The organism is Enterobacter sp. Taxon_8 (genome assembly GCF_058354585.1).
On record NZ_CM177989.1, the window covers coordinates 2376218 to 2394436 of the forward strand.

Annotated in this window: 15 protein-coding genes; 11 read left to right on the forward strand and 4 right to left on the reverse strand. The window is 57.5% G+C overall.

Annotation, left to right across the window (positions count from 1 at the left end):
* Positions 1 to 12 precede the first annotated feature (12 nt).
* A complete protein-coding gene (locus AC4IBF_RS11160; protein ID WP_143345087.1) occupies positions 13 to 1080 on the forward strand; it encodes an oxidoreductase in 1068 nt (355 codons plus the stop codon).
* A 44-nt stretch (positions 1081 to 1124) separates the two neighbouring features.
* Here the strand turns inward: AC4IBF_RS11160 and cybB are convergent, their stop codons facing one another.
* Positions 1125 to 1655, reverse strand: a complete 531-nt coding sequence (gene cybB / locus AC4IBF_RS11165; protein ID WP_111964665.1) for a cytochrome b561 — start codon at positions 1653 to 1655, stop codon at positions 1125 to 1127.
* A gap of 189 nt (positions 1656 to 1844) precedes the next feature.
* Here cybB and gap point away from each other — a divergent pair, with 189 nt between their 5' ends.
* Positions 1845 to 2846, forward strand: coding sequence for a type I glyceraldehyde-3-phosphate dehydrogenase (gene gap, locus AC4IBF_RS11170; RefSeq protein WP_023311641.1), 1002 nt, complete (start codon positions 1845 to 1847; stop codon positions 2844 to 2846).
* A gap of 55 nt (positions 2847 to 2901) precedes the next feature.
* Here gap and AC4IBF_RS11175 read toward each other — a convergent pair whose 3' ends face one another.
* The gene (locus AC4IBF_RS11175) at positions 2902 to 3696 is read right to left on the reverse strand and encodes a YdcF family protein (RefSeq protein WP_143345085.1); all 795 of its coding nucleotides are present in this window, start codon (positions 3694 to 3696) and stop codon (positions 2902 to 2904) included.
* Positions 3697 to 4024: 328 nt separating this feature from the next.
* On the opposite strand from AC4IBF_RS11175, the gene AC4IBF_RS11180 reads away from it, so the two are divergent.
* The 5 genes from AC4IBF_RS11180 to AC4IBF_RS11200 all read left to right on the forward strand — a co-directional run bounded on the left by AC4IBF_RS11180 (position 4025) and on the right by AC4IBF_RS11200 (position 10380).
* Positions 4025 to 5344, forward strand: coding sequence for an MFS transporter (locus tag AC4IBF_RS11180; protein WP_143345084.1), 1320 nt, complete (start codon positions 4025 to 4027; stop codon positions 5342 to 5344).
* Between the two features lie 158 nt (positions 5345 to 5502).
* Entirely contained in the window at positions 5503 to 7155 is a 1653-nt protein-coding gene (locus AC4IBF_RS11185; protein WP_252092876.1) for an MFS transporter, read from the forward strand.
* A 22-nt stretch (positions 7156 to 7177) separates the two neighbouring features.
* The gene (locus AC4IBF_RS11190; RefSeq protein ID WP_111964667.1) at positions 7178 to 8257 is read left to right on the forward strand and encodes an HlyD family secretion protein; all 1080 of its coding nucleotides are present in this window, start codon (positions 7178 to 7180) and stop codon (positions 8255 to 8257) included.
* Entirely contained in the window at positions 8257 to 9636 is a 1380-nt protein-coding gene (locus AC4IBF_RS11195; protein ID WP_252092874.1) for an efflux transporter outer membrane subunit, read from the forward strand. The genes AC4IBF_RS11190 and AC4IBF_RS11195 overlap by 1 nt, the downstream gene beginning before the upstream one ends.
* An 84-nt stretch (positions 9637 to 9720) precedes the next feature.
* A complete protein-coding gene (locus tag AC4IBF_RS11200; RefSeq protein ID WP_252092873.1) occupies positions 9721 to 10380 on the forward strand; it encodes an O-methyltransferase in 660 nt (219 codons plus the stop codon).
* A 70-nt stretch (positions 10381 to 10450) separates the two neighbouring features.
* Here AC4IBF_RS11200 and hrpA read toward each other — a convergent pair whose 3' ends face one another.
* On the reverse strand, positions 10451 to 14353 hold the full coding sequence (gene hrpA, locus AC4IBF_RS11205; RefSeq protein ID WP_491462820.1) for an ATP-dependent RNA helicase HrpA: 3903 nt from the start codon (positions 14351 to 14353) through the stop codon (positions 10451 to 10453).
* 205 nt (positions 14354 to 14558) lie between these two features.
* On the opposite strand from hrpA, the gene azoR reads away from it, so the two are divergent.
* Both azoR and AC4IBF_RS11215 read left to right on the forward strand, forming a co-directional pair.
* On the forward strand, positions 14559 to 15164 hold the full coding sequence (gene azoR, locus AC4IBF_RS11210) for an FMN-dependent NADH-azoreductase (RefSeq protein WP_008502313.1): 606 nt from the start codon (positions 14559 to 14561) through the stop codon (positions 15162 to 15164).
* Between the two features lie 90 nt (positions 15165 to 15254).
* Positions 15255 to 15941 (forward strand): RluA family pseudouridine synthase, encoded by a 687-nt coding sequence (locus AC4IBF_RS11215; protein ID WP_143345077.1) that lies wholly within the window; start codon positions 15255 to 15257, stop codon positions 15939 to 15941.
* A gap of 7 nt (positions 15942 to 15948) precedes the next feature.
* Here AC4IBF_RS11215 and AC4IBF_RS11220 read toward each other — a convergent pair whose 3' ends face one another.
* Positions 15949 to 16488, reverse strand: a complete 540-nt coding sequence (locus tag AC4IBF_RS11220) for a DUF2058 domain-containing protein (RefSeq protein WP_115875000.1) — start codon at positions 16486 to 16488, stop codon at positions 15949 to 15951.
* A gap of 141 nt (positions 16489 to 16629) precedes the next feature.
* Here AC4IBF_RS11220 and AC4IBF_RS11225 point away from each other — a divergent pair, with 141 nt between their 5' ends.
* Positions 16630 to 17106: a GNAT family N-acetyltransferase gene (locus tag AC4IBF_RS11225; protein ID WP_143345076.1), complete on the forward strand. Its 477-nt coding sequence runs from the start codon at positions 16630 to 16632 to the stop codon at positions 17104 to 17106.
* 123 nt (positions 17107 to 17229) lie between these two features.
* Positions 17230 to 18204, forward strand: coding sequence for a DUF1852 domain-containing protein (locus AC4IBF_RS11230; protein ID WP_115874998.1), 975 nt, complete (start codon positions 17230 to 17232; stop codon positions 18202 to 18204).
* The last annotated feature ends 15 nt before the right edge of the window (positions 18205 to 18219 follow it).

An 18219-nucleotide genomic window follows, 5' to 3' on the forward strand; every position in this document is an offset into this window, starting at 1 on the left:
GTGGAGAAGGTCATGAGTAAAGTTCAAACAATCAACATTGCGCTGATCGGGTATGGATTTGTCGGGAAAACCTTCCATGCCCCGCTGATCCAGTCTGTGGACGGGCTTAAGCTGGCAGTTGTCTCTTCTCGCGATGAAGAGAAGGTAAAACGCGATCTGCCGGACGTACAGGTGGTCTCCACCCCTGAAGAGGCTATTCAGCATCCTGATGTTGACCTGGTAGTGATTGCCTCCCCCAACGCCACGCACGCCCCGCTGGCGACGCTGGCCCTGAACTCGGGTAAACACGTGGTCGTGGATAAACCTTTTACACTTGACATGCAGGAAGCCCGCGACCTGATTGCGCTGGCGGAGGAAAAGCAGCTGCTGCTCTCCGTCTTCCACAACCGCCGCTGGGACAGCGATTTCCTCGGCATTAAGCAGGTTATTGAGCAAGGCACGCTCGGCAAGGTTAAACACCTTGAATCGCACATCGACCGCTTCCGCCCGGAAGTGCGCGTGCGCTGGCGCGAGCAGAACGTCCCCGGGAGTGGCCTGTGGTTTGACCTGGGGCCTCATCTTATAGACCAGACGCTGCAGCTCTTTGGCCTGCCGCAGTCGGTTCAGGGGAATATCGCGACGCTGCGCGACGGCGCTGAAGTTAACGACTGGGCGCACGTGGTCTTAAACTACCCGGAGCATAAGGTGATTCTGCACGCCAGCATGCTGGTGGCAGGCGGTACGGCGCGCTTTGCCGTCAACGGGGACAAGGGCAGCGTGGTGAAGGCCAGAATCGATCAGCAGGAAGCACAGCTGCTCGCAGGGGTGACTCCTGGCAGTGAAACCTGGGGCGAAGACAGCGACAGTATGGTGTTCTTTGGGGCCGACGGCGCACCGCAGACGATCCCTACCCCGAAAGGCGATCAGCGACAGTACTATATTAACGTGCGTGATGCGCTACGCGGGGAAATCGCCAATCCTGCCCACCCTGTTGAGGCATTAGCGGTGATGGCCGTGCTGGAAGCGGCGGTGAAGTCGTCGGAGACGGGGTCAACTCAGGGGCTGGCGTTAACTGCCGAAGAGCGTGCTTTGCTGGGTTAAAAAACAAGCCGGGTGGCGCATCGCCACCCGGCAAGCGTTAAAGACTACGAACGCTTTTTCGGCATCATGCGCAGAAGGGTATTATCTTTCCAGAAATAGTGGTGCATCAGCGCCGCCGCGGCGTGCAGGCCAATCACAAAATAGCCCAGATTTGCCAGCGTTTCGTGCCACTCTTTCAGCACATCAACCAGGTCAAAATTTGACTCTGCCGCATGCGGCATCGCCAGGCCAAAAGCAAACCAGTCGCTGCCCCGGTTATACATCATCACAATGCCAATCAGCGGCAGCGCAATAAACAGCAGATAAACCACCAGATGCCCCAGATGGGACATCCCCGTCACCATCGCTTTTGGCTTCGGTTGAATCGGTGGCGCGCGGAACTTCAGGCGAACCAGAAGACGCGTCACCATCAGCACCAGGATACTGATACCGCAAGAGACGTGGATCATGTTGATCGCCGGGCGCGCGGTGCGCGGGAAGAAACCTCTGAACTCCATGGCGCAGTAGGCGACGATGATTAACAGAAACACCAGCCAGTGGATGCCGATTTGCAGGCTTGTATATTTAGTGCGCATGTGATTTCTCGATTAAAAACAGTTACCGCGCCAACATAATCCCCTTTCCTTAAAAATTCATTAACTTTTCTGTATGGTTTTTCAAATACTTCCTCCCGCATGAAGCATCTTCAATTGCCGCCCTGCCCGTGATGGTCTAAGCCTGGATGAGTTCAAACTGTCGCATCGACACGTTTACAGGAGAACACCATGAGTAAAATTGGCATTAACGGCTTTGGACGCATTGGGCGCCTTGTACTGCGTCGCCTTCTTGAAACCCAGGACAGTAATACCGTCGTCGCCATCAACGACCTCACCTCCCCGAAAGTGCTGGCCTACCTGCTAAGGCATGATTCCAACTACGGTGGCTTCCCGTGGAGCGTGGACTTCACCGAGGATGCGCTGATTGTGGACGGTAAAACCATTGCGGTGTACGCCGAGAAAGAGGCGAAGCACATTCCGTGGAAAGCCGCAGGCGTGGATATCGTCGTGGAGTGCACCGGCTTTTATACTTCTGAAGAGAAATCACGGGCGCACCTGGACGCTGGCGCGAAGAAAGTGCTGATTTCTGCGCCTGCGGGTGACATGAAAACTATCGTCTACAGCGTTAATGACGACACCATTGACGCCAGTGATACCATCATCTCCGTCGCCTCCTGCACCACCAACTGCCTCGCTCCGCTGGCGAAAGCCCTGAACGATGCGTTTGAAATTAAGGTGGGCACCATGACCACCATTCACGCCTATACCGGTACGCAGGCGCTGGTAGATGGCCCGCGCGGGAAAGACCTTCGCGCCTCCCGGGCGGCGGCAGAGAACATTATTCCGCACACCACGGGTGCCGCCAAAGCCATTGGCCTGGTGATCCCTGCGCTCAGCGGCAAACTTAAGGGCCACGCGCAGCGCGTGCCGGTAAAAACGGGTTCGGTAACCGAGCTCGTGGCCATTCTGGGCAAGAAAGTCACCGTTGAGGAGATCAACGCCGCGCTGAAAAAGGCGACGCAGGGCAATAAATCGTTTGGGTATACCGACGAAGAAATTGTGTCGTCAGATGTGATTGGCTCGCACTATGGTTCGGTGTTTGACGCCACGCAGACGGAGGTGTCAGAGGCGGGAGAACTTCAGCTGGTGAAAGCCGTTGCCTGGTATGACAACGAATACGGTTTCGTCACTCAACTGGTGCGGACGCTGGATAAGTTTGCGGCACTGTGATTTTTTCCCCTCATCCTAACCCTCTCCCCATTGGGGCGAGGGAATTGTTCCGTGCTCAGATGATTTTTCGCGTCACCTTCAGGACCGGATCCTGCTGCAGCTGTTTCCATGCGTCCATGACGGCCTCGGGGAATTCAACGTGAGCAATATAATCCCGCCCGGCCGGGCCATAGCCGTTGGCGTCATCATACAGGCGCGGCAGTTCCCCCAGAACCAGAGAAAGATAGCGGTCAACGGGCCACAGCCCGGTGTTGCCCTCACCGAATTCCACGCCCTCTTTTCCGTTTTGCAGCGTTGGCGTAAACCCGCGATGGCTTGTCCACTCCGGTGACTCGGACTCATCCCGACAAACGCGGGCAAACGTCGCCATCGTGCGGCGCTGCATCGTCGGATCCTGCACCACCAGCACCCGCCCGGTCGTTCGATGACGCTGTTTCAGCATGTTCCAGCTAAAGCGCGCGTTTTCACCGCAGTTGGTGGATTGATCCTCAACCCACAGATGCCCCTGCGGGATCTGCCAGAACTCCCGCGCAATGTCGGCAAGAATGCTTGCTTCGGCCCGCCCTGCGACCGGTACGGTGTGGTAACGCGGATGACTGGCGATGGCAGCATATAAAAAGGTGGTCGAATGCCCGATGCCGCCGCTAATCAGGAGCGGGATTTCTCTCTGCGCGGCAATACGGCAGGCCGCGTCAATGGTTGGGATCACCGCGTTTCCAGCCAGAATCACCGCATCTATCTCCGGGGCCTGACGCGTCACGCTCAGATCATCCTGCGCCAGCCATTCACCGACAGTATTGATGGCCGCCAGCGTGGCATTCGCCAGAACGGGAAAATGGGGCTGAACCATGGTGAACTCCTCACGTTGTTGAAGCGCCGAATTTATCATTTTCTGAAATAACCAGAAACATCCAAAAATCATCGGGTTGCACCTGCCTATTATGCTTTTGATTTCCAGCCTTACAAAACATTGTATTGTGCAGACGTTATGTAAAAGCACCCGGCGCTGCTTATTTCACCGTGATCTGACCAGTTTTATCCCCCCTTCGCTTGCCAAAAACAACATCCAACCCTAAGTTGCTTAACAATTTCATAACCTTTTTCATCATCACAGGTTGCACCTGAAGCGCGCCAGGTGACACCTCTCTCTCATCATCAACGTGGCGGGGTTTCAGGTCATGACAGAACATGAAAGTACGACGACGGTATTACGAAAAAATAAAAAGGTATTAATCGCCAGCCTTACCGGGAGCGCCATTGAATGGTTTGACTATTTTCTCTACGGTACGGCGGCCGCGCTGGTCTTCAATAAGATCTTTTTCCCGATGGTCGATCCGGTGATCGGTCTCATTCTCTCGTATCTCTCTTTCTCATTAACCTTTTTTATTCGCCCCATTGGCGGGGTACTTTTCGCCCATATTGGCGACCGCATCGGACGTAAAAAAACCCTCGTTCTAACCCTCTCACTAATGGGGGGTGCAACCGTCATGATTGGTCTGCTGCCCACGTATGAGATGATTGGCCTGTGGGCTCCCGCTCTGCTGATCCTGATGCGCATCATTCAGGGGATGGGCATCGGCGGTGAATGGGGCGGCGCGCTGCTGCTGGCCTATGAATACGCGCCAGAAAAACGTAAAGGCTTCTTCGGCAGCATTCCGCAAGCGGGCGTCACCATCGGCATGCTGATGGCAACCTTTATCGTTTCGCTGATGACTCTGTTCAGCGAGGAGGATTTTCTCTCCTGGGGCTGGCGTATCCCGTTCCTGCTGAGTTCGGTTCTGGTGTTGCTCGGCCTGTGGATCCGCAAGGATATTGATGAAACGCCCGATTTTAAGAGAGTCAAAGCGTCCGGTCAGGTGGCTAAGGCCCCGCTGCGCGATACGCTGAAGCATCACTGGCGTGAAGTGCTGATCGCCGCCGGTCTGAAGGTGGTTGAAACCGCCCCCTTCTACATCTTCTCTACGTTTGTAGTGAGCTATGCCACCAGCACGCTGACCTATCAAAAATCACAGGCGCTTGAGGCCGTGACGCTGGGAGCCCTGGTGGCGACCATTATGATCCCGCTGATGGGGCTGCTCTCCGATAAAATAGGCCGTCAGCGCATGTACGCAATCAGCGTCTTCGTGCTTGGCCTGTTTATCGTACCGTGGTTTATGCTGCTCAATACCGGTACAACCTGGGGCATCGTGCTCGCGACGGTCATCGCCTTTGGCGTGCTGTGGGCCCCTGTCACGGCGGTACTCGGCACGCTGTGCTCTGAAATTTTTAGTGCAAACGTGCGCTACACCGGCATTACGCTCGGCTATCAGCTGGGTGCCGCGCTGGCCGGCGGTACCGCCCCGCTGATTGCCACCGGCCTGCTGGCAAAATATGACGGCGACTGGGTGCCGGTGGCCTGGTATCTTGCCGTCACGGTAACCATTTCCTTAATCGCGATTTTCTGCGCCTGCCGCGTTAAGCGTGCAACACTCATCCAGGCGCAGCCCGAACGTCTCTGACCGTTCCCGGCCCGTCCTGCGGGCCGCTCTTTTTCCTTAAATTTCCCTTCACCATTTGATTAACATGCGTAAATCATATTCACTTGAATTATCATTTGCGGCAGACGTAGAATCGCTAGCCCGCTAATTATCCAATCATTTCTAAGGTAAACGACGTTATGCGCCTGCCCGAACGCGACCCTTATGCTCCTCGCGAGTGGCAGCCACATGAGAAACCCGCCCTGCTGGGTTCGCCCTCCACGCCAGAACACAGTACGCCAAAACGCATTGCCTACGGCGTCGTGGGCCTGCTGGTCTGCCTGACGGGGGCGCTGGGGAATGCGGTGGTGACCGCCAACTTGCAAAATTTGCAGGGGACATTCGGCGCCTGGTCGACCGAAATCGCATGGCTGCCCGCGGTCTATGTGATGACCAACATCTCCATTAACCTGCTACTGGTCAAATTCCGCCAGCAGTACGGTTTGCGGGCCTTTACGGAAGGGTTTCTGGTGCTGTACGTGCTGGTCACCTTTTTCCACCTGTTCGTTAACGATCTCAGCTCGGCGCTGATGGTTCGCGCCGCGCACGGCATGGTGGCCGCCGCGCTCAGCTCGCTGGGGATTTATTACCAGATCCAGGCCTGGCCTGCGAAGCACCGCCTGAAGGCGCTGACCATTGGCATCACCGGGTCGTCGCTCGCCATCCCGCTGGCGCGCCTGTTTTCAACCGAGCTGCTGCAGCTGGACGAGTGGCGCGGGCTCTATTTCTTCGAGCTGGGGCTGGCGCTGATCTCCCTGGCCTGCGTGATAGCCTTAAAACTGCCGCCGGGCGACCGGCGCAAGGTATTCGAGAAAAAGGATTTTATCACCTTCTTTTTAATGGCCCCCGGGATGGCCTTGCTCTGCGCCGTGCTCTCGTTAGGCCGCCTTGACTGGTGGTTCGAAGCGCCGTGGATTGGCTGGTCGCTGGCGCTATCGCTGGTGCTGATTGTGGCGGCCATCGTCTTTGAACATAACCGCACTAACCCGCTGCTGAACACCCGCTGGCTGTCGAGCGGCAGCATCGTCCGCCTGGGGCTGATTATGCTGCTGATCCGTATCGTGCTGGCCGAGCAGAACACCGGCGTCATCGGCTGGCTGCAGTACGTGGGCTTACAGAACGAGCAGATGACGCACCTGGCGTGGTCTATTTTCGCCGGGATCGTCTGCGGGATCGTCACCAGCTGTCTGACCATCAAGCCCACCAAACTGGCGTGGCCAATTATTACCTCCCTGGCGCTGATGATTGTTGCCTCGCTGCTGGACAGCCAGTCTAACAACCTGACCCGCCCGGATCAGCTGATGCTAAGCCAGTTCCTGCTCGGCTTCGGCAGCGCCTTCTTCCTGGCGCCCGCCATGCTGGCCGCCATTGGCGGCGTGATCGCCGACCCACGCAACCTGGTCAGCTTCTCGGTGATGTTTGGCATGAGCCAGAACCTCGGCGGCCTGCTGGGCTCCGCGATCCTCGGCACCTTCCAGACCTGGCGCGAGAAATACCACTCCAGCCTGCTGGCGGACCAGCTCACCACGCTCAACCCGCTGGTCAACGAGCGAATTCAGCTTTATACCCAGATGTACAAAAGCCTGATTGGCGACAGCGCGCTGCTGGGAACCCAGGCGATAACGCAGCTGCAAACGGTCACCGCGCTGGAGGCGAATATTCTGGCCTACAACGATACTTATCTGCTGACGGCGAGCATCGCTGCCGCCACGCTGGTCTGGATTTTATGGCGCTTGCTGCGCCTGCGCATCACTGCCCGTCTGGCGCTGAAGAACGCCACCGGCAACAAATAATTGAAAGAGTTCTGGAGAGTTTATGAGTCAGCAGGATGCCGCCAAAGAGCAGGCCAACACCCGCAAAAATGTGCGCATTGTTTCCGTTTTCACCGCCGCCGCCATCGGTATCGTCGGCGTGCTGGTGATCCTTTACGCGTGGCAGCTGCCGCCGTTCACCCGTCACGCGCAGTTTACCGATAATGCCTACGTGCGCGGTCAGACGACGTTTATAAGCCCGCAGGTAAACGGCTATATCACTGAGGTCAAGGTTCAGGACTTTGAGCAGGTCAAAAAAGGCGACCTGCTGGTGCAGATCGATGACCGAATCTATCGGCAGCGCGTGCATCAGGCCGAGGCGCAGCTGGCGATGAAAATTGCCGCCCTGAATAACAACCTGCAGCAGCGTAAAAGCGCCGAAGCCGTCATCGCCAAAAATGACGCCGCGCTGAAAAATGCCCGCGCCCAGAGCCTGAAAAGCCAGGCGGATTTAAAGCGGGTGAAAGAGCTGACCTCTGACGGCTCGCTTTCCATTCGCGAGCGCGACGCGGCGCTGGCCAGTGCCGCCCAGGGCAGTGCCGACATCGACCAGGCGAAAGCCGCCCTTGAGATGTCGCGTCAGGATCTGCAGACGGTGATTGTGAACCGCGGCGCGCTGGAGGCGGATGTCGAAAACGCGAAAGCGGCGCTTGAGCTGGCGCAGATTGACCTGCAAAACACCCGCATCATCGCCCCGCGCGACGGCCAGCTCGGCCAGATCGCCGTGCGTCTCGGGGCGTACGTGACCGCCGGAACCCATCTCACCACCCTGGTGCCGCCTCAGCACTGGGTCATTGCGAATATTAAAGAGACTCAGCTCGCAGAGCTGCGCGTCGGCCAGCCGGTGAAGTTCACCGTAGATGCCCTGAACAACAAAGCGTATCAGGGCCGCGTGGAGAGTATTTCCCCGGCGACCGGCGTGGAGTTCAGCGCCATCACGCCGGACAACGCCACCGGCAACTTTGTCAAAATCGCCCAGCGTATTCCGGTGCGCATTGAGGTGCTCGGTAAGCCTGAGGACTCCGCGCTGCTGCGTCCGGGTATGTCGGTACAGGTGACCATTGATACGCGGGAGGCGAAGTAATGATCCTTCGCCCGATTGCCGCGCTGGCGGCGGCGGTCATGCTGGCCGGATGCCAGTCCGCAGACGTAAAACCGGCGCAGCCAACGCTGCAAATTCCTGCGCAGTGGCGCACCGTCTCCGGCCCTGCCAGCCCGGCGGAGCAGCTCTGGTGGCGCAATTTTCATGACAACCACCTCAACCGCTATGTGGATCAGGCGCTTAAGAATAACAGCGACGTGCTGATCGCCCGCGAACGAATTAACGAGTATCAGGCGCGGGTCTATGCAGCTGACGGGAGCCTGTTTCCTTCGCTTGACGCGGGCGTAACCGGGACGCGCGCCCGTTCGCAGTCCGCCGCGACCGGGCTGCCGGTCTACGGCACGCTGTACAGAGGTAGCCTGACGGCGAGCTATGACGTGGATATCTGGGACGTCAACCGCAGCACGGCCAGAGCCGCCGAGGCCTCGCTGGCGGCGCAAAAAGCCGCCGCCGCGGCCGCGGATTTGACCGTCGCGTCTTCCGTTGCATCAGGGTATGTCACCCTGCTCTCGCTTGACGAACAGCTGCGCGTGACCGAATCCACCCTGAAATCACGCGAAGAGGCGTTTAACCTCGCGAAACGTCAGTTTGAGACGGGCTACAGCTCGCGCCTGGAGCTAATGCAGTCGGATTCCGAACTGCGCTCAACGCGGGCGCAAGTTCCCTTGTTGCAGCATCAGATTGCGCAGCAGGAGAATGCCCTCAGCCTGCTGCTGGGAAGCAATCCTGGCGCGGTGGCTCGCAGTGAACGCTATGAGACGCTGACGCCCCTGAAGCTCCCGTCACAGCTGCCTTCTGCGCTCCTGAACCGCAGGCCGGATATCGTCCAGGCCGAACGCCAGCTGGTGGCGGCTGACGCCTCGCTCGCGGCGTCGCGCGCCAGCCTGCTGCCGTCGATCAACCTGACCGCCACCGGTTCGGTTCAGGATCGCACCCTTTCCGGCCTGCTGGACAACCCGCTTCAGCTCTGGAGCGTCGGAGGTAGTATCCTTGCCCCGCTGCTGAACCGCCAGGCGCTGAATGCGCAGGTGGATATTTCTCAGTCCCAGCGTAACCAGGCGCTGTACGCCTATGAAAAAACCGTGCGTAACGCGTTTGCCGAAGTGAACAACAGCCTTGATGCGATAAGTCGCTATCAGGAACAGCTGAAGGAGCTGCTTGCCCAGCAGGAGGTGGCCCAGGAGACGCTGCGCATTGCGCAGAACCGCAATCGCAACGGCTACTCCTCCTATCTGGACGTGCTGGACGCGCAGCGCACGCTGTACTCGGTTCAGACCAGCGTCGTGCAGGTGAAAAATAACCTGCTGCTGGCGCAGATTGATTTGTATAAAGCGCTGGGCGGCGGCTGGGTCAATGTCTGAAGGCGCTTAACGGGCCTGGATTTCGTCACGTAGGCCGGGTAAGGCGCAGCCGCCACCCGGCGATTCCCCCTCAGGAGACAATCTATGCAACAACAGTGGTCTGCAGTTGATAATTTCATGATTTCGTCGCTTATTCCTGACGATGACGTACTGAATCAGGTTCTGGAAAACAACAAACGCGCCGGGCTCCCCGAGCACGACGTAGCGGCCAATCAGGGGCAGCTGCTGGCGCTGTTCGTGCGCATGACGCAGGCGCGGCGGATACTTGAGATCGGTACGCTGGGTGCCTACAGCTCAATCTGGATGGCGCGTGCGCTGCCGCCGGACGGTAAGCTGATTACGCTTGAGGCCGATCCCACGCATGCCCGCGTTGCGCGCGAGAATATTCAGCTTGCGGGGTTAAACGAACGCATTGAATTAATTGAAGGCCCGGCGCTGAGCTCGCTGGAGAATTTCGGCGACGTTCCGCCGTTCGACCTGATCTTTATTGATGCCGATAAGCCAAACAATCCCGGCTATCTGGAGTGGGCACTGCACTACTCCCGCCCCGGCACGGTAATTATCGGCGATAATGTGGTGCGTGACGGCGAGGTAATCAACGGGGAAAGCGACGACGCGCGCGTGCTGGGCGTGCGGCGTTTTATTGAGATGACAGGAGATAATCCGCGTTTAACCGCCACCGCGCTGCAAACGGTGGGGGTTAAGGGATGGGATGGGTTTACGCTGGCGATTGTGAACGGGTGAAAATTGTGCGGGGCTGATGCCCTCACCCCGACCCTCTCCCACAGGGAGAGGGAGAAAACCCGGCAAGGGTTTAACCGGAAATCTGCTCCATCGCCTGCAGAATACGCTTATCCGAAATCGGATACGGCGTACCGAGCTGCTGGGCAAAGAAGCTGACGCGCAGCTCCTCGATCATCCAGCGGATCGCCTGCACGTCTTCATCGTCGCGGCGGGCAGGCGGCAGTTTGTTGAGCCACTGCTGCCACGCCTGCTGGACGCTCTCCACTTTCAGCATCTGCGCGCGATCGCGGTGCGGATCGATGGCCATCTTCTCCAGCCGTTTTTCAATCGCCTGCAGATAGCGCAGCGTATCGCCGAGACGATTGAAGCCGTTGCCGGTCACAAAGCCACGGTACACCAGTCCCGCCATCTGCGCTTTAACATCCGACAGCCCCAGCGCCATGGTCATATCCACGCGCCCCTTCAGGCGCTTGTTGATATTGAACACGGTGGTGAGGATCTGCTCGACCTGCTTCGCGATGTCCACCACGGTGTCGTTCAGCTCCGCGCGCACCTTTTCATGAAGCTGGGCAAAGCCCTCTTCCGTCCAGACCGGACCGCCCGCCTCGTGGATCAGCTTGTCCACGCCGCAGGAGATGCAGTCGTCAATCAGATCCAGCACCTTGCCGTACGGGTTAAAGTAGAGCCCCAGCTTGGCCTTGTTCGGCAGCTTCTCGTGCAGATATTTAATCGGCGACGGGATATTAAGCAGCAGCAGGCGACGCAGCCCGCGCCACATCATCTGCTGCTGTTCCTGCGGGTTATCAAACAGTTTGATTGCCACGCTGTCGCGCTCGTCCACCAGCGCAGGCCAGGCTTTGACCTTATAGTTGCCGCGCTTCTGTTCGTAGCTTTCCGGAAGTTGGCCAAAGCTCCAGATATGCAGCCCGCTCTGCTCGATGCCGTCGTCGGCCACCGCAGAGAGCGTCTCCTGGACTTTGCCTTTCAGCGCCTCTTTCAGCTCGCTCAGGGAACGCCCTTCCAGCAGCTTTTTGTTTTTATCGTCCACCACGCGGAAGCTGATTTTCAGGTGATCGGGCACCTGATCCCAGTTCCAGTCGTCGCGGTCGATGGTCGTCCCGGTCATGCGGCGGAATTCACGCTCCAGCGCGTCCAGCAGCGGCAGCTCCAGCGGCGTGACGCGGCCCAAAAACGCTTCCGCGTAGTTTGGGGCAGGCACAAAGTTGCGGCGCACCGGTTTCGGCAGGGATTTGATCAGCGCAATCACCAGCTCGCGGCGCAGGCCGGGGATTTGCCACTCGAACCCGCTCTCGTCCACCTGGTTTAACAGCGGCAGCGGAATGTGGACGGTCACGCCGTCCGCGTCTGCCCCTGGCTCAAACTGATAGGTCAGACGCAGCTTGAGGTTGCCCTGATGCCAGAAGTTCGGGTAGTCGAGCTTGCTGACCGACTCCGCTCCCTCTTTAATCAGCATGCTCTTTTCAAAGTTGAGCAGGTCCGGCGTCTCTTTGCTGGCCTTCTTCCACCAGCTGTCGAAGTGGCGGGCAGAGATAACATCGTGGCTGATGCGCTGGTCGTAAAACTCGAACAGCGCTTCATCATCCACCAGGATGTCGCGGCGGCGCGATTTATGCTCCAGCTCTTCCACTTCGGCGCGCAGCTTCAGGTTTTCACGGAAGAAGGCGTGCCGCGTCTGCCAGTCACCCTCCACCAGCGCGTGGCGGATAAACAGCTCGCGGCACAGGGCCGGATCGATCTGGCTGTAGTTGACCTTACGCGCGGCGACCACCGGCAGGCCGTAAACGGTCACTTTCTCGGTCGCCATCACCGCGCCCTGCGCGCGCTCCCAGTGCGGTTCACTGTACGAGCGCTTAAGCAGATGCTGCGCCACCGGCTCCACCCATTCCGGATCGATACGGGCCGCAATGCGTCCCCACAGGCGGCTGGTTTCCACCAGCTCCGCGACCATGGTCCACTTCGGCGGCTTCTTGAAAAGGCCGGAACCCGGGAAGATGGCGAAACGGGCGTTGCGCGCGCCGGTATACTCCTGCTTCTCGGCGTCCTTCATTCCAATGTGGGACAGCAGGCCGGTCAGCAGCGCGATATGGATTTCGCGGTACTCCGCCGGTTCGCTGTTCACCGGAATGCCCAGCTCTTTCACCACCTGGCGCAGCTGGGTGTAGATATCCTGCCACTCGCGCACGCGCAGGTAGTTGAGGAAATCCACGCGGCACTGGCGGCGGAACTGGTTCGAGGAGAGCGCTTTCTGCTGCTCGCCGAGGTAGTTCCACAGGTTCACGAAGGCGAGGAAATCGGACTCTTTGTCGTGGAAGCGGCGGTGCTTTTCGTCAGACGCCTGCTGTTTGTCCATCGGGCGCTCGCGCGGGTCCTGAATGGAGAGCGCAGAGGTGATGATCATCGCCTCGCGCACGCAGCCGTGCTTTTGCGCTTCCAGAACCATGCGCGCCAGACGCGGGTCGACCGGCAATTGACTGAGCTGGCGGCCCAGCGGCGTCAGCTTGTAGACCGTCGCCTGCTCGTCGGTGGTAATCGCCCCGAGCTCTTCCAGCAGACGCACGCCGTCCTGAATGTTGCGTTTGTCCGGCGCTTCGACGAACGGGAACGCCGCGATGTCGCCCAGCCCCAGGGCGGTCATCTGCAGGATAACGGACGCCAGGTTGGTGCGCAGAATTTCCGGGTCGGTAAACTCCGGGCGCGACAGGAAATCATCTTCGGAATAGAGACGAATACAGATCCCTTCCGACACGCGGCCGCAGCGGCCCTTACGCTGGTTAGCGGACGCCTGGGAGACCGGCTCAATCGGCAGCCGCTGGACCTTGGTGCGGTAGCTGTAGCGGCTGATGCGCGCCGTGCCCGGGTCGATAACGTATTTAATTCCCGGCACGGTCAGCGAGGTTTCCGCCACGTTGGTCGCCAGGACGATGCGGCGCCCGCCGTGCGGCTGGAAGACGCGGTTCTGCTCGCTGTTGGACAGACGGGCGTACAGCGGCAGGATCTCGGTATGGCGCAGGTCGCGCTTGCTGAGCGCATCGGCGGTATCGCGGATTTCGCGTTCGCCGCTCATGAAGATCAGAATGTCGCCCGCGCTTTCGTTACCCAACTCGTCAACGGCATCGAAGATGGCCTGCAGCTGGTCGCGCTCGGTATCATCCGCCTCTTCCACAATCGGGCGATAGCGCACTTCCACGGGATACGTGCGACCTGACACCTCGATAATCGGCGCATTGTTGAAGTGCTTCGAGAAGCGTTCCGGGTCGATGGTCGCGGAGGTGATGATGATTTTCAGATCCGGGCGGCGCGGCAGCAGCTCTTTCAGGTAGCCGAGCAGGAAATCGATGTTCAGGCTGCGCTCGTGCGCTTCGTCAATGATGATGGTGTCGTACTGCATCAGCAGGCGATCCTGCTGGATTTCCGCCAGCAGAATACCGTCGGTCATCAGCTTGACCATGGTGTTATCGCTCACGTGGTCGCTGAAACGGACCTTGTAGCCGATGCAGCCGCCCGGCTCCGTCTGCAGCTCTTCGGCAATACGGTTGGCAACGGTGCGCGCCGCCAGACGACGCGGCTGGGTGTGGCCAATCAGGCCTTTGATCCCGCGGCCCAGCTCCATACAGATTTTCGGCAGCTGGGTGGTTTTCCCCGAACCGGTTTCACCCGCGACAATGACCACCTGGTGGTCGCGGACGGCCTCAAGGATGTCCTGTTTTTTCTGGCTGACGGGCAGGTTTTCCGGGTAGGTAATCGCCGGTCGCGCGGCTTCGCGCAGCAAGACTTTCCCTGCCGCCTGTTCAATCTCTTTCGCCATCTCCTGGTAAATGGCCTGCTGAGCATCAGGATTTTTAACCTTCTTAACGCCGTGCAGACGGCGGGCGAAACGCTGTTTGTCGCGCAGCATCAGAGAATCGAGCTGTTGCAGGAGGATCGGGAAGGTGAATTTTTGTTGTTCTGTCATAGCGTTAAAGGGCAGTACACGCCCTGATAAATTCTCTTTTTAATGATTGCTATAGAGTACCACAATGACGCCTTTCGCGCCTTATTCAAAAAATTCGAACATAGGCTTCGATATATTGCGCTATCTCTATGGCAGGATTGTGAATAGAGTGTCAACAAGCAACGGGGCAACCCCCTTCAATCAAATGCAAAAACAGGAATCACCCATGAGCAAAGTATTAGTTTTGAAATCCAGTATTCTGGCAGGGTACTCTCAGTCTGGTCAGCTGTCTGATTACTTCGTTGAACAGTGGCGTGAACAGCATTCTGCTGACGAAATCACCGTGCGTGACCTGGCTGCAAACCCAATTCCTGTGCTGGATGGCGAGCTGGTTGGCGCGCTGCGCCCAAGCGATGCACCGCTGAGCCCACGTCAGCAGGAAGCCCTGGCGCTCTCTGACGAGCTGATTGCCGAGCTGCAGGCGCACGACGTTATCGTCATCAACGCCCCAATGTACAACTTCAACATCCCTACCCAGCTGAAGAACTACTTCGACCTGGTGGCACGCGCTGGCGTAACCTTCCGTTACACCGAGAATGGCCCTGAAGGTCTGGTGAAAGGCAAACGTGCGATCGTACTGACCAGCCGTGGCGGCATCCATAAAGACACCCCAACCGACCTGGTTGCGCCGTACCTGAGCCTGTTCCTGGGCTTCATCGGCATCACTGACGTGAACTTCGTGTTCGCTGAAGGTATCGCCTACGGTCCTGAAGTGGCGACCAAAGCGCAGACCGACGCGAAAGCCGCTATCGACAGCCTGGTTGCAGCGTAAGACTTCACCCTCTCACCGCCCGGTGGGAGGGTTTTTCTTTTCCCCCGCATTTCGTTATCATCCGCTCCCACTCTCCAGCCGGGCGGCCTGATGTCTGCGATCATTGATTCTTTTATTGCCCCACCGTGTCACGATGACATTCAGATCCTCTGGCAGGATGAACATCTGCTGCTGATCGATAAGCCTTCCGGCCTGCTCAGCCTCTCGGGAAAAAATCCGCAAAACCTTGATTCCGTTCACTATCGTCTGGTCCAGACCTTCCCCGGCTGCACGCTGGTACACCGCCTGGACTTCGGCACGTCCGGGCTGATGGTGGTTGCGCGCAATAAGACCATCAACGCGGCACTGTGCCAGCAGTTCAGCCAGCGTAGCGTGGAGAAAGTCTACAGCGCCCTGCTTTGCGGACATGTGGAAAATGACGAAGGTGTAATCGATGCGCCGATTGCCAAAGACCCGGCGCTGTTCCCGCTGATGTCGATCTGCGCCATCACCGGGAAACCCGCCCGCTCCCGCTATCGGGTGGTGGAACGGTTTTATCAGGAGACGGGACTGCCGTTAACGCGGGTTGAACTTACTCCGGAGACCGGGCGAACCCATCAGCTGCGTATTCACTGCCAGCGGCTGGGGCACCCGATTCTGGGCTGCGATCTGTATGGTGGTCTTGACGTACCGGGCGCTGAAGGAACGCCGCGGCTGATGCTGCATGCCAGCGAGCTGAATTTTATTCATCCCATGAGCGGAGAGCCGGTTAACGCCCGACACGCCGCCCCGTTCTGAACGCGTTTTACCACATCAAATCGTCAGGGATTTTGAAGTCAGCGTACGGATCGTCTTCGTCCTGCTCTTCCTGGCTGAGCGCGCTGTTTAACACGATGCTGTCGGCATCGCGCTGGGCAATTTTATCGGCCACCACCGCCGGAATAATCGCGTATTCGCAGTCGCCGCTGGCGTTAATCACCAGACGGGCAATCGCCAGACGGCCGTTGATCAGCTGAGCCTGGGTTTGCTTGTCGACGTCGATTTTTTTGATCAGATTACCGTCGGTGAAGTTAAAGGTGATGTTGCCTTTCGCCACGGTGATGCGGTTCATCTCAATCAGCTGCTTCACCTGCGCCTTAAACTCTTTCGCCATCACGGCCTGCTTCTGCTGCTCGCTCAGCAGCTTGTCACGCTCGATCTGCGCCTTCTTGTTCTCTTCTACCGCTTCCCGAGCCTCACGCGCCTGAACGCGTGATTTCTTTGCCGTGCGCTGCACTTTCGCCGCTTTCTTGCTGCTGACCAGGCCCGCTTTCAGCATCTGCTCTTGTAAGGTGAGTTTTGTCATGATTGTTTCTAAACCGGTTGGAAATTTTGGGGATTATAGCGTCATTAAGGGCGTGCCGAAACATAAGTAAAACATAGGACGGTTCACCTTAACCGTCTGATAATTTGACGCCTGCAAAATAAAACACAATGGAACACTCCAATGATAACGATTCAAAAAGCCGACCTGCACTCTTCTGAATCCCTGCGTCTGATTGAAAAATTATCATCAGAACTGGCGAACATTACCGGGGATGGCGGTACGCGTCATTTTAACGTCGACTCGATGATGGCCGAACGCGCCCTGTGGTTGGTCGCCAGGAATGAAACAGGTGATGCCGTTGGATGTGCCGCACTACGACCACTTTCCGAACAGGTTGCCGAGCTGAAACGCATGTATTCCGACAGGAGCGAGCCGGGTATTGGTAAGGTTTTACTGGCTTTTCTTGAAGCGTCGGCACAGCGTTTAGGTTATAGCGAAATCTGGCTAGAAACCCGACACGCTAATGCTCGTGCGGTGAAATTCTATGAGCGAAATGGCTACCGCGTAATTGACAACTATGGTCCCTACATCGGCAGGCAAGAAGCGGTCTGCTTAGCAAAACAACTGGCACTAAACGGGAGTCGTGGGAATTTGTGATCAACATCATGAACTTCCCTCATGTTGCAGTGAAATTAAGTCACTTCCCCTGCGCCGCGGGCTCAGGCATAAATTATGCATTGGTAACTTCTTAGCAACATGAACTTAGGATGCATAACCACAATGAGCAAAGCTTTCACATATTCCCTTAAGCGCAGTTGCTTCGATGAGAATTACAACCCGTCTGAAAATACGCGTACGACCACCAACTTTGCCAACCTGGCGCGCGGGGAAAAACGTCAGGAAAACCTGCGCAATACGCTGGTGATGATCAACAACCGCTTCAACGCTCTGGCGCGCTGGGATAACCCAAACGCCGATCGCTATGCGGTTGAGCTTGAAATCATCTCTGTCGATTTGAACATTGGCGCGGAAAAGCCATTCCCGGCTATTGAGATACTGCAAACCACTATTGTCGACAAGAAAAACAACCTGCGCATCCCTGGCATCGTCGGGAATAACTTCTCGTCTTACGTGCGGGATTATGATTTCAGCGTCCTGCTGCTGGAGCACAACAAGAACCAGCAGCACTTCAGCATTCCGGAAAAGTTTGGCGAACTGCACGGTAATATTTTCCGCCATTTTGTGCGTTCACCGGAATACAAAGAGAACTTCAAAAAAGGACCGGTGATCTGCCTGAGCGTATCCAGCAAAGATACCTATCGCCGCACCGGCAACCAGCACCCCGTGCTGGGCGTGGAGTATCAGCCGGACGGCGAGTCGCTAACGGAACAGTACTTCGCGAAGATGGGCCTGAGCGTGCGCTACTTTATGCCGGAACACAGCGTGGCACCGTTCGCGTTCTTCTTCACCGGGGATTTGCTGAGTGACTACACCGATCTCGAACTGATCGCCACCATTAGCACGATGGAGACGTTCCAGAAGATCTATCGCCCGGAGATTTATAACGCCAACTCGGCGGCCGGGCTGTGCTACCGACCGGATCTGAACCAGCAGGATCACTCATTAACCAAAATTGTGTATGACCGGGAAGAGCGAAGCCGTCTGGCGATTGAACAGGGTCGATTTACCGAAGAGTACTTCATTAAGCCTTACAAACACATTCTTGAGCAGTGGTCTGATAACTACACGCTTTAATACATTAAAAAAGGT

What these genes read in the sequence shown, in the direction of transcription:
- AC4IBF_RS11160 (WP_143345087.1), top strand. Translation starts at nt 13, where the DNA reads ATGAGTAAAGTTCAAACAATCAACATTGCGCTGATCGGGTATGGATTT.
- cybB (WP_111964665.1), bottom strand. Translation starts at nt 1,655, where the DNA reads ATGCGCACTAAATATACAAGCCTGCAAATCGGCATCCACTGGCTGGTG.
- gap (WP_023311641.1), top strand. Translation starts at nt 1,845, where the DNA reads ATGAGTAAAATTGGCATTAACGGCTTTGGACGCATTGGGCGCCTTGTA.
- AC4IBF_RS11175 (WP_143345085.1), bottom strand. Translation starts at nt 3,696, where the DNA reads ATGGTTCAGCCCCATTTTCCCGTTCTGGCGAATGCCACGCTGGCGGCC.
- AC4IBF_RS11180 (WP_143345084.1), top strand. Translation starts at nt 4,025, where the DNA reads ATGACAGAACATGAAAGTACGACGACGGTATTACGAAAAAATAAAAAG.
- AC4IBF_RS11185 (WP_252092876.1), top strand. Translation starts at nt 5,503, where the DNA reads ATGCGCCTGCCCGAACGCGACCCTTATGCTCCTCGCGAGTGGCAGCCA.
- AC4IBF_RS11190 (WP_111964667.1), top strand. Translation starts at nt 7,178, where the DNA reads ATGAGTCAGCAGGATGCCGCCAAAGAGCAGGCCAACACCCGCAAAAAT.
- AC4IBF_RS11195 (WP_252092874.1), top strand. Translation starts at nt 8,257, where the DNA reads ATGATCCTTCGCCCGATTGCCGCGCTGGCGGCGGCGGTCATGCTGGCC.
- AC4IBF_RS11200 (WP_252092873.1), top strand. Translation starts at nt 9,721, where the DNA reads ATGCAACAACAGTGGTCTGCAGTTGATAATTTCATGATTTCGTCGCTT.
- hrpA (WP_491462820.1), bottom strand. Translation starts at nt 14,353, where the DNA reads ATGACAGAACAACAAAAATTCACCTTCCCGATCCTCCTGCAACAGCTC.
- azoR (WP_008502313.1), top strand. Translation starts at nt 14,559, where the DNA reads ATGAGCAAAGTATTAGTTTTGAAATCCAGTATTCTGGCAGGGTACTCT.
- AC4IBF_RS11215 (WP_143345077.1), top strand. Translation starts at nt 15,255, where the DNA reads ATGTCTGCGATCATTGATTCTTTTATTGCCCCACCGTGTCACGATGAC.
- AC4IBF_RS11220 (WP_115875000.1), bottom strand. Translation starts at nt 16,488, where the DNA reads ATGACAAAACTCACCTTACAAGAGCAGATGCTGAAAGCGGGCCTGGTC.
- AC4IBF_RS11225 (WP_143345076.1), top strand. Translation starts at nt 16,630, where the DNA reads ATGATAACGATTCAAAAAGCCGACCTGCACTCTTCTGAATCCCTGCGT.
- AC4IBF_RS11230 (WP_115874998.1), top strand. Translation starts at nt 17,230, where the DNA reads ATGAGCAAAGCTTTCACATATTCCCTTAAGCGCAGTTGCTTCGATGAG.